This is a genomic window from Streptococcus timonensis (assembly GCF_047460355.1).
Classification (GTDB): domain Bacteria; phylum Bacillota; class Bacilli; order Lactobacillales; family Streptococcaceae; genus Streptococcus; species Streptococcus timonensis_A.
Genome location: NZ_JASHGL010000003.1, coordinates 154,238 through 168,238, shown reverse-complemented (window position 1 = coordinate 168,238; position 14,001 = coordinate 154,238). Strand labels below are relative to the sequence as shown.

The following is a 14,001-nucleotide window of genomic DNA, read 5'->3' as shown; positions in this document are numbered from 1 at the left end:
ATAACAAAAACACCCCCTAACTGGGAGTGTTTTCGAGAAAAATAGCAAGATTACCTAAATTTAATTATTTAGCATCATCTTTATGAAGCATGTTTTTAACACCTTCAACGACACCTTCTACAGCATCTTTTGCATCTTCAGCAACTTCTTTAACTTTAGAAACAACTTTTTCTGTTGCTCCTTCGCTTTCAAGTTCTTTGTCGCCTACCAATTTACCAACGCCTTCTTTGATAGCACCTGCTGCTTGATTGAATTTTTCTTCTGTAGACATATGTATGTCCTCCTTTTATTTTTTTCTAAATTATAAATTATTGTACACGTGGTTTAGCTTGAACTGCAGCATCTTTAACAGTTTCAACGCCTTGGCCAACTTTTTCTTGAACGAATTCAGCGCCTTCGCCAAGTTTTTCTTGTGCTACTGCAACACCTGAACCGATTCCAGCTTTCACTCTAGAAAATTGTTCTGACGCGAACTCGCCTGTTGATTCTGCCACGTCAGTTACACGATCTTGAAGGCTAACTGAGTCTGCTTCATGTTGTTCTTTAGTTTTGATGTCAACAACATTAACGTTAACTTCAACTACTTCTAGATCAGTCATTTTCGCAACTTCTGATACGATAACATCTTTGATTTCCTTATATAGAGTTGGAACATTTTTTCTGTACTCTACGATAACGTTCAAGTCAACTGCTACTTGTTCTTTACCAACTTCAACGTTAACACCGTGTGTTACATCGTTAGTATTAACAAGTTTTTCTGTAAGATTTGAGAAGAATCCGCCGTCCACATGTAATAGTCCTGGGACTCTATCTAGTGAAAGACCGATAATTTTTTGAATAACCTTATTTTCGTAAGTTAATTCTCCACGAACATCTTTAGAAACAACAACATCTTTTTTTTCAGTTACATTATTTTCTACGTTTGACATATGAAACTCCTTTATTTATTTAAATAATTTTTCTGTACATAGTATCCGAATCCAATTCCTAAGGCTCCACAGATTAAAACGAACAATGTTTTAAAGAAACCAAAGGATAAGATGAAGCAGGCTAGAATAACACCTACTACACCACATAGAATTGGGTATTGATATTTTTTAAACCATTCCATTTTTTACTTCCTTACTTTACACGACTAACAATTTTCTTAGCTGCTTTTTGAGGGTCATATTCTCTCACTGAAACTTCCAGTTTAACCTCTCGATCAATGCCAAAGAATTCTTTCAATCCTTGAGTAATTTCGTTTTGAACTACTTCAAATTTGTTAGCAATGTTATCTGAAAGAACAGCTGTACCTTCTACATAAACGAAACATTTCTTTTTCCGAGTATGTACCTGAATTTTGGGATTTTTAACCATCTTGTGTTCATCCAATAAACATCGAACAAACCCTTCAATAGCTGAATTTTTTAGTTTTAATTTATCGTCTTTAGTTCCAAGTTTTATTTCCAGATATTGTCTAGGATAAAACAGGATTACTAACATCCATAATAAAACGAAGATAGACAGGCCTAGAATCCCCCAAAATACATATCTAGCGATATAATATTCAAATGATGTCTGTCGCCAGCTAGTCAATTGAATCCCTAAATCACTAACCTGGTGGTAATCTATCAAAATAGGAAGGAAAATTGTCAAGATTAAAATACAGAAAATAAGTAATACTATTTTCTTTGATTTTGACATATAAAATCCTTTCAATTAAAACACTAAACTATAGGTTTACCCGTCAATACTAAATTTAAATCTATAGTTTATGATTGAGTAAAAAGTTAACCTTTTTTACCCAAAAAGAATGATACTACAGCGACAACAATCACCGCACCAGCAATCGATGGAATAATTGACATTCCCGCTAGAGAAGGTCCCCATGTCCCAAAAAGCGATTGACCGACGGATGACCCAATTAAACCGGCAAAAATATTTGCAATAATTCCCATTGAACCACCTTTTTTAGTGATTGCACCTGCAGCGAGACCGATAAAGCCTCCTACAATAATGGACCACAACATAACGGGCCTCCTTTCTTTTTTTATCAAAAGACTGTTCTTTATATTCACGAAATTTCTTTTGATTGCATTCAGTATATCATAATATGAGAGCGCACACAAATTATATGCTCGCGAATATATGCTTTAATAAAATGTCTATTTTTCAAAACAACACAAAAACGCTCTAGACATTATGACTAGAACGCTTTTCTTATGTATTGATTCGTATTGAATGCTTACTTCACTTCTATAAAAAGATTAAATAATTTCTATTTTAGCTGTTAGAAACGTTGGTACATCAATGTTTTTAGAATGCTACATAATAAAAGGTAGAGTGAATGGTAAAGTAGTAAAAATAGTTGTTATCCTAGTTGATTAAAAAAATCTCTGATTTCCTCATCTTTTATAAAATAATATATAATTTTCCCCTCTCTTCTAGTATCCAAAATGTTTTGATTGGCTAGTTTACGAAGATGGTGGGATGCAGATGCCATACTGAGATCTAGTAAACAGGCTATATCACAGACACAGAGTTCTTCAACAGCAAGGAGATAAAAGATGATATTTATCTGTTTATTATCGGTAAACTTTGATAAAATACGAAGTGATTTTTGGACTTTTTCCTTTTCAAGGTAGTTCGTTGCGGTTGTAACATTTTGTTGATTTATAATATTCACTTGGCAGATACTATCTTTTTTCATAATTTTTTCTCCTAGCCGAACACAGTCCTTAGCATATCAAAGCTGTTGTTTTCAATCAGGATATACATCCCCAATCCTAAATAAACAACGGCAATAAACCATCTGCTATATTTCTCCAAAGTTTCTCCAACAGAAGGGACTTGTGCCAATTTTTGGGCAGAAAAAACCAAGAGATAAATCATGACTAGAAAGGTAAGTAAAGCCACTATCAAATTCGCTAAATTTAAGGTAATAAAATATGGGACAAAAACACCAATATTGTCAGCACCACAACTTGCAAAAGTAATCATAGCGACTAGAAAAATCAGGTTTTTATCATCTTTGCGCAAACCATCTTTTGCAATAGCTTCTCCATCAGAATCTCCTAAAAGCAAAACTTTGAGTCCTAGGAAAATTGGAATCAAACCGAGCAAACCTAAAATCTCTTTACTAGGAATATAATTTAAGACAAATGCAAAAAGTAAACTTAGCAATATTAGACTAACAGAGCCTAGAAATTGTCCTAAATAGATGTTAATGATGTCTTTTCTGCTTTTTCTTTTGGCAAAAAATAACATTAGGATAATAAGTAAGTCTACGGCTGTCCCAGAATACAGGATTATTGAAGTAACAACATTTTGAACCATAAAACACCTCATTCAAATATATTTTTGAATGTATTTTAACATTAAACTTTGTAGATGTCAACTTCAGCTCCATCAAAATATAGATAAGAAGGTAGTGTACCAAACATTAAAAAGCCCTGCCATCGAAATGATAGCAGGGCTTAACTTCAATATCCAGATGATATATTTATCTAAAAAAGGTAGAGTAAAAGGTAGAGTTTGGACTGAAATATAGTGAAATGTATTGAAATTGAAAAAAGAAAAAACGCTTGAAATCAGCGTTTCTCTTATGTATTGATTCGTATTGAATGCTTACTTCACTTCTGTAAACACAACGTGTTTGCGAAGTTTTGGTGAGTATTTCTTCAATTGAAGACGGTCTGGAGTGTTACGTTTGTTTTTAGAAGTAAGGTACAAGCGTTCACCAGATTCTTTGTGTTCAAGTGTAATATTTACGCGCATGGTATCTCCCTTCTATTATTCAGCTGATGCAGCTTTAGCGATCTTACGTCCTTTGTAGTATCCTTTAAGTGATACACGGTGAGAACGTGAGTAATCCCCAGTAGTTTCGTCAAAGTTTACAGCTGGAGCTGTTACTTTGTAATGTGTACGACGTTTGTTTTTCTTCGCTTTTGAAGTGCGACGTGCAGGTACTGCCATTTTGATTTCTCCTTTTAAGATATAAATTCAATTAGGTTTGATTTTCATCAACTTCAATAGTATATCAAAACTTTTTTGTAAAGTAAAGTTACTTGACAAAAAAAGATTAAAAAATTTTCCCATCCAAGGTTCTGGATAGGAAAATAGATTAAATATCAATCTCGAAGGGTTCATCAATGGTTTCTGAGACGTATTTCCCGTCTTTCTTCCGTTGCTTGACACATTCTGTAAGAAGATATTCAATTTGCCCGTTGACTGATCGAAAGTCATCTTCTGCCCATGATGCGAGTGCAGCGTATAGCTTATTCGAGAGTCGAAGGGGGATTTGCTTTTTTTTAGCTTCTGCCATTTCTAATAAAGGCTTCCTGCATTGACAATTGGTTGTGCATCATGATTGCCACAGAGAACGACTAGGAGATTTGAAACCATAGCAGCTTTTCGTTCTTCGTCAAGTTCTACTAATTCTCCTTCATTGAGACGTTCTAGTGCCATTTCAACCATTCCTACAGCGCCATCAACAATCATCTTACGTGCATCAATAATGGCTGATGCTTGTTGACGTTGAAGCATGACAGCTGCAATTTCCGGAGCGTAAGCTAGGTAAGTAATACGTGCCTCAAGGATTTCCAAGCCAGCATCCTCAACACGACTTTGGATTTCTTCACGAATACGGTTAGCTACAATTTCGCTAGAACCACGAAGGCTACCTTCGTCGGCTTGCCCATCACCTGTAGTATCCACATTAGGAGACACATCGTAAGGATAGATGCGGACAATATTACGGAGTGCACTATCACACTGTAATGAAAGATATTCCTTGTAGTTATCAACGTTGAAGACTGCTTTGGCTGTATCGACAACTCTCCAAGTAACGGCGATTCCGATTTCAACAGGGTTCCCTAGGCAATCATTAATCTTTTGACGAGAATTGCTCAAGGTCATGACTTTGAGGGAAATCTGTTTCTTGCCAATTTCAAGGTTTACGTCATTACCATTTGATGATTTCATTCCTGAAAAAGAAGACTTTGTACTAACATCGCCACTTTGTCCAAGTCGAGTGTGAATTGCAGGATTGACCGCTATGCTAAAGGGATTGACAAAATAAAAGCCAGGTTCTTTGATAGTCCCAGTATAGTTACCAAAGAGGGTTAATACAAGGGCTTCCTGAGGTTTGACAACTTTTAAACCAGCATGAGCTAGACCTGCAATTAAGGTTAATAAAAGCCCGATAATAATTCCAAAAATGTTTTCTGAACCAGCACCCATGATAAATAGAAAGACACCAAGTACGAGTGCTAACTCAATGAGTATCAATGCTACTATACCATTTGGTTTTGAATTGATTAGTTTTTCAGTCATCAGAATGACCTCCTGTATTTGATATCTAAATGATATCACTTTAATTTTAAATGTCAACAAAAATATGCAACTTTTTTAAGAAGATTTCAATGTAATGAATTGTCTGAAAATTTAAAAATTTTGCCCTGTAAATCTTGTCAAATATATGCTATAATGGTAAAAACTGATATGAGAGGGAATATAATGACTGAATTAGATAAACGTCACCGCAGCAGTGTCTATGATAGCATGGTCAAATCGCCAAACCGTGCTATGCTTCGCGCGACTGGTATGACAGACAAGGACTTTGAAACACCGATTGTGGGAGTCATTTCGACTTGGGCTGAAAACACACCATGTAACATCCACTTGCATGACTTTGGGAAATTGGCTAAAGAAGGTGTCAAATCTGCTGGTGCTTGGCCTGTGCAGTTTGGAACCATTACCGTAGCCGACGGTATTGCCATGGGAACGCCGGGTATGCGCTTCTCCTTAACGTCTCGTGATATCATCGCGGACTCTATCGAAGCAGCTATGGGTGGTCATAACGTCGATGCATTTGTAGCTATCGGTGGTTGTGACAAGAACATGCCTGGTTCTATGATTGCCATTGCCAATATGGATATCCCAGCTATTTTCGCCTATGGTGGAACCATTGCACCGGGAAATCTTGATGGCAAAGATATTGACTTGGTTTCTGTTTTTGAGGGTATCGGAAAATGGAACCACGGTGATATGACTGCTGAGGATGTGAAACGTCTCGAATGTAATGCCTGCCCTGGCCCTGGTGGCTGTGGTGGTATGTATACTGCTAATACCATGGCGACAGCTATCGAAGTTCTCGGTATGAGTTTGCCAGGTTCTTCTTCTCACCCAGCCGAATCTGCTGATAAGAAAGAAGACATCGAAGCAGCCGGTCGTGCAGTTGTCAAAATGCTCGAACTTGGTATCAAACCTTCAGATATCTTGACTCGTGAAGCCTTTGAAGATGCCATTACAGTTACTATGGCTCTGGGTGGCTCTACAAATGCCACTCTTCACTTGCTTGCCATTGCCCACGCAGCTAATGTTGACTTGTCACTTGAGGACTTTAATACCATCCAAGAACGTGTACCTCACTTGGCCGACTTGAAACCTTCTGGTCAGTATGTCTTCCAAGATCTTTACGAGGTTGGTGGTGTGCCTGCGGTTATGAAGTACTTGCTGGCAAATGGATTCCTTCACGGAGACCGTATCACATGTACTGGTAAAACTGTCGCTGAAAACTTGGCTGATTTTGCAGATCTTACTCCAGGTCAAAAAGTTATCATGCCACTTGAAAATCCTAAACGTGCGGACGGTCCGCTTATCATCTTGAACGGGAATCTTGCTCCTGACGGTGCAGTTGCCAAGGTATCAGGTGTGAAGGTTCGTCGTCACGTTGGTCCAGCTAAGGTCTTTGACTCTGAAGAAGATGCTATCCAAGCTGTCTTGTCAGATGAAATCGTTGATGGCGACGTAGTCGTTGTTCGTTTCGTTGGACCTAAGGGTGGTCCTGGTATGCCTGAAATGCTATCACTTTCATCAATGATCGTTGGTAAAGGCCAAGGAGACAAGGTTGCCCTCTTGACAGATGGCCGTTTCTCTGGTGGTACTTATGGTCTCGTTGTTGGACATATCGCTCCTGAAGCTCAGGATGGTGGACCAATTGCCTACCTTCGTACAGGAGATATTGTTACGGTTGACCAAGATACTAAAGAAATTTCGATGGACGTTTCTGATGAGGAACTTGAAAAACGCAAGGCAGAAACAACCTTACCACCACTCTATAGCCGTGGTGTCCTTGGTAAGTACGCCCATACCGTATCTTCTGCATCACGTGGTGCTGTTACAGATTTCTGGAATATGGAACAATCGGGTAAAAAATAAGCAAATCAAAAGCAAGCCAAAAATGGCTTGCTTTTTTGTATTTTTCAAAATAGATAACTATCGTGGAGGCAGCCCTAGAGCTATACGACCATAACGACTAATGCGTGTAATCTTCCATGCAGGTGACCAGGTAACCTCAACTTTGACATCCTCAATACCATCAATTTGTTTTAATCCAGCTACGATTTCAATAGGCAGACTTTCTGCACAGTCACAAGCAGTATCAGTGAAGGTCATGACAACTGTACAAAGCCCAGCCTCATCTAAATGAATCTCATAAATCAATCCAAGATTGTATACATCTAACTCCACATCTGTATCAAAAACCTTTTCGAGCACTTCAATGATTTGATCTTCCAATGCTAGAGCACGGTCATTAATTTTGATATCTTCTCTCATTGCATTCCCTCCATCTGATAAATATCCCCTATTTTCTCATAATTCTGACAATTTGGCAAGTTTTTCTCTATTTCCTACTTCCTAGCAACTATCTAGCTAGATAAAAAAGCAGAGATTGGATATCTCTGCTTTTGTTTGTTAGGGTTTATCTTGATTTAACTGGTTTATCAGCAAGAGCCTTGATAGCAGCAGCAATTGTTTCTGCATAAAGTTTAGCTCCTTCTTCCTGTTTTGCACTGTCACTACCAAAGTGTACCTGGTCCGTCCCTTTCCAGATGTCAGGATTGTCCTTGGCTACTTGGTTCCAATCGGCAACTTCAATATATGGATACTTCTGCGCTACTTCTCTTGCATAGCTTGCGTACTGCTCTACATAAGGTTGTGTTTCCTGAGTTGTATCACCCTCGTACGGTGTCAAAAGAACAAGTTGATGTCCTTTAGGTAGATTTGTCACCAAGGAATCAATATCAGCCTTGTAGTCCTCTGGATTATTAACTCCTGTAGCAACAACTACAATTTTAGGCAAGGCTTTATTTTGGCTATTATTGAGCATAATTGCCGTTGCATGCTTGGTGTTTCGACTTACTTGTCCATCTGTCTGAGCATCTGGCAATACCTCTTGCAAACCAGAAATCGCACGCAAGGTTACCGAATCACCAATAATGGATACCCCATCAGCTATATTGTAGCGACTAGCCTCTGCCTGTTCAGCCATGGTCTTTGTCCGAACAAGACCTGCCTGAGCTTGCTTGAGTCCCGTTTCTATTAAGTCCGTTTCAAAAGCACCAACTTGTGGAGCTATCATGACAATAATCACTGAAATCAAGGCAAGGACTCCGAAACTACCTGCAAAGATTTGTCTGATAAACGGAACCCCTTCTGCTTTTTGCAAAAGCCAGCTAGTCTTTCCAGCTATCATTGGTTCGATAACATAGAAGGACAAAGTCGCAAATAAATAAGACAATAGAATTGTTAAAATAACTGCTGGCAGATTACCCATTAACTGAGTGAAGATAATGTAGAATGGCCAGTGAAAAAGATAAACTGCATAACTTGTATCTGCCAAAAAGCTGATCACCGTTGGTTCTTCGATTGTTGGTGTTTTTTCGTGCAAAATTCGTGTCGCAAGAATCATAAAAACTGTTGCCAAACTTGCCAACAAGAAACCAAGTAAATAAGCAAAGAGAGACGTAAACTTAACAAAGAAGGTTAGTATAAGGAGAAGACCTAATCCTCCCCCAAAAATCAACGAAGCTTGTTTTATGTCCAGAGCCTGATTCAAACGTTTGAGCAGAGGTGTTGTCTGACGAACCCCCACTAAAGTAGCAAGGACACTACCCAAAAAGAATGGGTAGACATGGGTCAAACTTGAAAAGTAAATGCTAGAGTAGGAGCTAACGATAAAGCTACCAATAAACATAGAGAGGAAGCTAATGATAAAGCTCGCAGATGACAAAAGGAAAACTATTCCTCGTAACTGTCCACCTGTCTTAACACGTTTAGACAAAAACCAAACTGCCAAACCCCACAAGATATAGTAATGGACCTCAACCGCTAGGCTCCAATTGTGAACAAAAAGATGAGGGATAAACTGAGATTCGTAGGTTCCCCCTGTTAACATCTCGTAAAAGTTGGTCATAAAACCAATAACTCCAGCTATCTGACCTCCAATCCCAGCAACATAATCTTTCCGCACTAAGAAAGTAAAAGGCATGGTTACCAAAATCATCAAAACCACTGGTGGAAAAATCCGATAAAAGCGTCTCTTAAAAAATCCTAAGATGTCAATTTCCTTCTTCTGACCAAATTCCTCTAATAAGAGAGAAGTAATCAAAAAACCTGAAAAGGTGAAAAAGACGTCAACACCGAAAAATCCTCCAGGGAAGACTGGCTGAAAGAAATGGTACAAGAGCACCAAGAACAAGCCTGTTATCCTAATCAAGGAAAACCATTTAATACGCATACGAGTTTATTCTCCATATATTAGATGTAAAGCCATCTAATTTTCATTCCATAATACATTTATTTTATCAAAAAAAGAAGAAAAATCCTAAGAGAAAACTTAGGATTTCAGCTTTATTATCAATAAATGTTAGAAATTACGTCCAGATTTATTATAGCCATATTTTTCAACGAAATGTTCACGGAATTCCAAGAGATTATCGTCCATAATTGCTTGACGAATCTGTTTCATAAGATTTAGCAAGAAGTATAGGTTATGGTAGCTTGTCAAACGGATACCAAAGGTCTCATCTGCCTTGAGCAAATGGCGAAGATAAGCACGTGTATAATTCTTACATGTGTAGCAATCACACTCATGATCGAGTGGTGTAAAGTCTTCCGCAAACTGGGCATTCTTGATAACCAAACGTCCTTGGCTGGTCATACAGGTACCATTACGAGCGATACGGGTTGGCAAGACACAGTCAAACATATCCACACCACGGATAACCCCATCAATCAAGCTATCTGGCGCTCCAACCCCCATCAAATAGCGAGGTTTGTTCTCTGGTAAAAGTTGAGTGGTAAAGTCCAAGACTGCATTCATCTCTTCGTGAGTCTCTCCTACTGCCAAGCCACCGATAGAGTAGCCTGGAAAATCCATACTCACTAGGTCTTGAGCTGACTGACGGCGAAGATCCTCAAATCCTGCCCCCTGCACAATTCCAAACAAGCCTTGGTCATGTGGGCGACTATGGGCTTTTAATCCACGCTCAGCCCAACGGCTGGTACGCTCAATTGATTTCTTAACGTAGTCGTAAGGTTGATAAAACTGCGGACACTCATCAAAAGACATCATGATGTCTGACCCTAGATTGTTTTGGATAGAAATAGCCTTTTCAGGTGATAGAAACATCTTTGAACCATTGAGGTGGTTCTTAAAAGTCACTCCTTCTTCAGTGATGTTCCGACTATCCGCTAGAGAATAAACCTGGAAACCTCCACTATCTGTCAAGATAGGCTGGTCCCAATTCATGAATTTGTGGAGTCCTCCGGCTCGAGCAATCAACTCATCTCCCGGACGAAGCCATAAGTGATAGGTGTTAGATAGGATAATTCCTGAACCCATCTCTTTTAATTCTTCTGGTGACTGAGTCTTGACAGTGGCTTGTGTACCAACTGGCATAAACATGGGGGTCGGGAAGGTTCCGTGGGGTGTGATAATCTCTCCCAGACGAGCTCCAGTATGTTTTTCTTTCTTAATTAATCGATATTTGATTGGTGAATCTGACATTTTTTACCTCCGAAGCTGGGAAAAACAGTCCCCGTTCTTACTTTTTGCCCAAGGGCATACTGTATGATTCTATCAAAAAAAACGGGAACTGTCACGAACTATGGTATAATGAAAGAATGAAATACCCAAAGATTGATTTAAAAGAAGTTCGTCAGCAAGCCAGACAATTTCAAAATGAATATCCTAAGCTCCTGATCGTCTTCTTATTACCAAGCCTCCTCTTAATTTTGTCTAGTTTTATAAGACCGCTCTCCCTGCTCAATGAAAAAGTCTTTGAACAGTCTTTCCTGAGTTTTCTCGGAGCGCTCTTCCAATCAACTCTCTTTCCTATAGCCCTTGGATTTACCAGCTCCATCATCTTAACGGGTGCCCTTTTTACAACTTTGAATCTACTAAGAGATCCTGATGTTGAGCTTTCCCTCAAGAATACCTTATCCATCTTAAAAAGTGAATTCTTTACTCAGACTTTCTTGACCCTCTTACTCAAGCGTTTCTATCTCTTCTTATGGAGTATACCAAGTTGGATGGGGATTTATTATCTCTTTTATAGTAGTATCATGGCGCGAAAATTTGTGGAGCTGCATCCCGAATTTCCAAATGTGGACTTGACCAATCTAGATACCGAACGCTTTCTTCTAACTTTTGCTCTCTACTTTTTTGGTAGTATCCTACTCATGGTCTTGGGGAACGTTCTCTATATCCCTCAATACTATGCCTACTCTCAGGTAGAACTTCTGCTAGGTGACACTCTAGGAATTGGTTTACCAAAACCGAGTCAAATCTTGAAAACCAGTCGCTTCCTTATGAAAGGCTACAAGTTCCAACGTTTCGTCCTTGATTTACAACTTCTTCCTTGGTATTTTCTCATTTGGCTTAGCTTTGGAATTGCTAGCATCTCTATCTTCCCTTATATCTATAGTAGCCAAATCTTCTTCTATCAAAGACTGCTTGAAATCAAACGCAGAAAAGTTTAAGATCAGTTATTAAAAACCAGCACCTTCATAGAAAGTGCTGGTTGTTTTTATTTTAACCAGAACTACTCTCCAAAAATATAAAACAGTTTCCTCGTCTTGTTTCTATAAGGCTTTTCATCTATATTTATGCCTGGATTTTTTCACTACCTAAGCAATCGAAATAGAAAAAAGAAGTGGAAACTGAATCAGTTCCCAACTTCTCATTCATTATTAATTCATTGATACGTGAACGTGGTCATAGTGGTTTTCTGTGACGCTACCACGATCTGGCATTGGATTCCAAGTGTAAGCTGGTCCGTATTTGCTATCAAATGGTGCGTAGAAACGTTGTTTCCAGATGATGTAACTGATGCCACGGCTAGCCATATTTTGGATAGCATAATCTGCAATTTGATCACCGAGAGCTGAGCTAACTGGGACCATGAAGTCAATCGCTAGACCTTTTCCGTGGTCACCTGGATCTCCTGGACGGTAACCACTAAATGATGTGATACCAAACAAGTTAGCTACTTCTTCTTTAAATGCAGCTGTTTGTGGTTGGAGACCTGCATTTTCAGATTTTGTTGCTGCAATAGTTGCATAATCAGGAGCCGCTGGCGCTGTATAAGTTGCCGATGCACCTTGGCTTGGTTCAGCTTGGTAAGTTGCTGGAGCTGATTGAGCTTCTGTTACAGCCTCAGTTGTTGCTTCTGTTGTAGTTGTCTCCTCAACAGTAGTCGTTGTTTCTTCAACTGTTGTAGTTGGTTCAGCAACCGTAGTTGGTTCAGCAACCGTAGTTGTTTCCTCAACTGTAGTTGTTGGCTCAACTGTAGTTGTTGGCTCAGCGACCGTAGTTGTTTCTTCAACGACAGGTGCCGTAGCTTCAGTTGTTGCTTCTGCTGTTGTTGCTTCTGTCGATACTGTAGTTTCTGCTACAACTTCAGTTGTTGCTCCTGCTGTAGTTGTCTCCTCAACAGTAGTCGTTGTTTCTTCAACTGGTTGTGTCAAATCTTCGACTTGAACAGTTTGTTCATCTACTGTTACTTGATTCGTTGTTAAATCTGCTGTTGCACTTGCTACATCAGAACCAACTTCTTGAGGTGTATAAACCTCAACCTCTGTTACTTCTTCATTTTCGTTAACAGTTGTAGTCAGTACAGTTTCTGGGAAAATCAAGTCAATATTTGTGATTTTGTTCAAGTTTGCAAGGATATTTAAGTCTACTCCCAAAGCCTCTGCAATCGTGCTTAGGGTATCTCCGTACTTAATTGTGTAACTTGTTTTATTTTCGCTTTTAGCAACATCGTTTTGAATTTGCTCAACTGAACGTGGTGACCATACAATTTCTTCTGCTTGAGTCGCCAAGGTAGGGGCAAGTGATAAAGCTACTGTTGATGCTAAAATAATTCGTTTCTTCATACTATTCAAACTCCTTTTCAAATGTAGTACCTTTCTATCATAACATAAAGAAAAAAGAAAAAAAGCCCTTTGGGGGCTATTTAATAAAACTGTCTAAGCTCTGTAACAAACCACATTAATTGAAATAGTTTGTATGAATTTTGTCACAAAGCTGACATATTACTCCAGACATCATTGATTGTTCAAGAGAGTGATAATATCCTCTAATGCTCTTATTTGTTGGTTTCCTTCTTTATTACAACTTAAAAAATTCAGACTCTTTATTCCACTATTTAGTGCAAACTCTATATCCAAAAGGCGATCTCCTATATAATAGGTGCACTCTGGTTTTAAATGGTATTTGCTGATAAGATAGGTCGCTGCTTCTGGACTTGGTTTACGAGCAAAACCGCTCTGGCTTGTCAAAATTTCTGTGAAATAAACCTCCAATCCCAAATCTCGTAAAATAGTCAAGGCATTATCGCCTTTGTGAGTGTAAACAAATTGCTGAATTCCTTGCTGATTTGCCCAGGCCAAAACCTCGCGCGCCCCCGACACCAAGATGACCTGGGCATTCTTTTCGGCCAAGCTCTGAGCACGGACTTGATTGAGCCTATCAACATCCAAGCCTCTTTCTTCTGCCACTTGCACTAGTAAATCCTGGACAGAGTATTTCAAGATAAAAGCTCGAACTTTCTCCTTGTCAAAAGGAATGGAAAATTGTGCATAGGTTTCCTCGATCCCTGACAAAATAGCTTCATAGGAGTCCAATAAGGTCCCGTCTAAATCCCAAATAAAAGCCGTTTCTTGCAT

Annotated in this window: 19 protein-coding genes; 3 read left to right on the top strand and 16 right to left on the bottom strand. The window is 38.9% G+C overall.

Annotated elements, in window-relative coordinates:
* Positions 1-64 precede the first annotated feature (64 nt).
* The 7 genes from QM941_RS06025 to QM941_RS05995 all read right to left on the bottom strand — a co-directional run bounded on the left by QM941_RS06025 (position 65) and on the right by QM941_RS05995 (position 3,318).
* Positions 65-271: a CsbD family protein gene (locus QM941_RS06025; protein WP_414339691.1), complete on the bottom strand. Its 207-nt coding sequence runs from the start codon at positions 269-271 to the stop codon at positions 65-67.
* 37 nt (positions 272-308) lie between these two features.
* On the bottom strand, positions 309-929 hold the full coding sequence (locus QM941_RS06020; RefSeq protein ID WP_414339689.1) for an Asp23/Gls24 family envelope stress response protein: 621 nt from the start codon (positions 927-929) through the stop codon (positions 309-311).
* 11 nt (positions 930-940) lie between these two features.
* Positions 941-1,111: a DUF2273 domain-containing protein gene (locus tag QM941_RS06015; RefSeq protein ID WP_414339687.1), complete on the bottom strand. Its 171-nt coding sequence runs from the start codon at positions 1,109-1,111 to the stop codon at positions 941-943.
* 11 nt (positions 1,112-1,122) lie between these two features.
* Complete coding sequence (gene amaP, locus QM941_RS06010) at positions 1,123-1,686, bottom strand: alkaline shock response membrane anchor protein AmaP (protein WP_414339685.1); 564 nt, start codon at positions 1,684-1,686, stop codon at positions 1,123-1,125.
* Between the two features lie 86 nt (positions 1,687-1,772).
* Positions 1,773-2,012 (bottom strand): GlsB/YeaQ/YmgE family stress response membrane protein, encoded by a 240-nt coding sequence (locus tag QM941_RS06005; RefSeq protein WP_070458724.1) that lies wholly within the window; start codon positions 2,010-2,012, stop codon positions 1,773-1,775.
* A gap of 341 nt (positions 2,013-2,353) precedes the next feature.
* Positions 2,354-2,692, bottom strand: a complete 339-nt coding sequence (gene cadX / locus QM941_RS06000; protein WP_153225139.1) for a Cd(II)/Zn(II)-sensing metalloregulatory transcriptional regulator CadX — start codon at positions 2,690-2,692, stop codon at positions 2,354-2,356.
* Between the two features lie 11 nt (positions 2,693-2,703).
* Positions 2,704-3,318 carry a CadD family cadmium resistance transporter gene (locus QM941_RS05995; protein WP_006152989.1) on the bottom strand — a complete coding sequence of 205 codons (615 nt, stop codon included), beginning with the start codon at positions 3,316-3,318 and terminating at the stop codon, positions 2,704-2,706.
* Between the two features lie 28 nt (positions 3,319-3,346).
* Between QM941_RS05995 and QM941_RS05990 the strand changes: the two genes are divergently transcribed.
* Complete coding sequence (locus QM941_RS05990; protein WP_414339683.1) at positions 3,347-3,532, top strand: FanG protein; 186 nt, start codon at positions 3,347-3,349, stop codon at positions 3,530-3,532.
* 77 nt (positions 3,533-3,609) lie between these two features.
* Here the strand turns inward: QM941_RS05990 and rpmG are convergent, their stop codons facing one another.
* The 4 genes from rpmG to QM941_RS05970 all read right to left on the bottom strand — a co-directional run bounded on the left by rpmG (position 3,610) and on the right by QM941_RS05970 (position 5,316).
* Positions 3,610-3,759 carry a 50S ribosomal protein L33 gene (gene rpmG, locus QM941_RS05985; RefSeq protein ID WP_001265622.1) on the bottom strand — a complete coding sequence of 50 codons (150 nt, stop codon included), beginning with the start codon at positions 3,757-3,759 and terminating at the stop codon, positions 3,610-3,612.
* A 15-nt stretch (positions 3,760-3,774) separates the two neighbouring features.
* On the bottom strand, positions 3,775-3,957 hold the full coding sequence (rpmF, locus tag QM941_RS05980; RefSeq protein WP_221161331.1) for a 50S ribosomal protein L32: 183 nt from the start codon (positions 3,955-3,957) through the stop codon (positions 3,775-3,777).
* Positions 3,958-4,105: 148 nt separating this feature from the next.
* Positions 4,106-4,306, bottom strand: a complete 201-nt coding sequence (locus QM941_RS05975; RefSeq protein WP_000796543.1) for a PTS ascorbate transporter subunit IIC — start codon at positions 4,304-4,306, stop codon at positions 4,106-4,108.
* A gap of 2 nt (positions 4,307-4,308) precedes the next feature.
* Positions 4,309-5,316 (bottom strand): SPFH domain-containing protein, encoded by a 1,008-nt coding sequence (locus QM941_RS05970; protein WP_414339681.1) that lies wholly within the window; start codon positions 5,314-5,316, stop codon positions 4,309-4,311.
* Between the two features lie 183 nt (positions 5,317-5,499).
* On the opposite strand from QM941_RS05970, the gene ilvD reads away from it, so the two are divergent.
* On the top strand, positions 5,500-7,203 hold the full coding sequence (ilvD, locus tag QM941_RS05965; RefSeq protein ID WP_414339679.1) for a dihydroxy-acid dehydratase: 1,704 nt from the start codon (positions 5,500-5,502) through the stop codon (positions 7,201-7,203).
* A 57-nt stretch (positions 7,204-7,260) separates the two neighbouring features.
* On the opposite strand, the gene QM941_RS05960 is transcribed toward ilvD, so the two are convergent.
* From QM941_RS05960 to tgt, 3 genes are all read right to left on the bottom strand, one after another.
* The gene (locus QM941_RS05960) at positions 7,261-7,602 is read right to left on the bottom strand and encodes a metal-sulfur cluster assembly factor (protein ID WP_414339677.1); all 342 of its coding nucleotides are present in this window, start codon (positions 7,600-7,602) and stop codon (positions 7,261-7,263) included.
* Positions 7,603-7,747: 145 nt separating this feature from the next.
* Positions 7,748-9,565, bottom strand: coding sequence for an acyltransferase family protein (locus QM941_RS05955; protein WP_414339675.1), 1,818 nt, complete (start codon positions 9,563-9,565; stop codon positions 7,748-7,750).
* 129 nt (positions 9,566-9,694) lie between these two features.
* Entirely contained in the window at positions 9,695-10,837 is a 1,143-nt protein-coding gene (gene tgt, locus QM941_RS05950; protein ID WP_414339674.1) for a tRNA guanosine(34) transglycosylase Tgt, read from the bottom strand.
* Positions 10,838-10,953: 116 nt separating this feature from the next.
* On the opposite strand from tgt, the gene QM941_RS05945 reads away from it, so the two are divergent.
* Complete coding sequence (locus QM941_RS05945) at positions 10,954-11,811, top strand: DUF975 family protein (protein ID WP_414339672.1); 858 nt, start codon at positions 10,954-10,956, stop codon at positions 11,809-11,811.
* Positions 11,812-12,021: 210 nt separating this feature from the next.
* Here QM941_RS05945 and QM941_RS05940 read toward each other — a convergent pair whose 3' ends face one another.
* Positions 12,022-13,209, bottom strand: coding sequence for a LysM peptidoglycan-binding domain-containing protein (locus QM941_RS05940; RefSeq protein ID WP_414339670.1), 1,188 nt, complete (start codon positions 13,207-13,209; stop codon positions 12,022-12,024).
* A gap of 171 nt (positions 13,210-13,380) precedes the next feature.
* Complete coding sequence (locus tag QM941_RS05935) at positions 13,381-14,001, bottom strand: HAD-IA family hydrolase (protein ID WP_414339668.1); 621 nt, start codon at positions 13,999-14,001, stop codon at positions 13,381-13,383.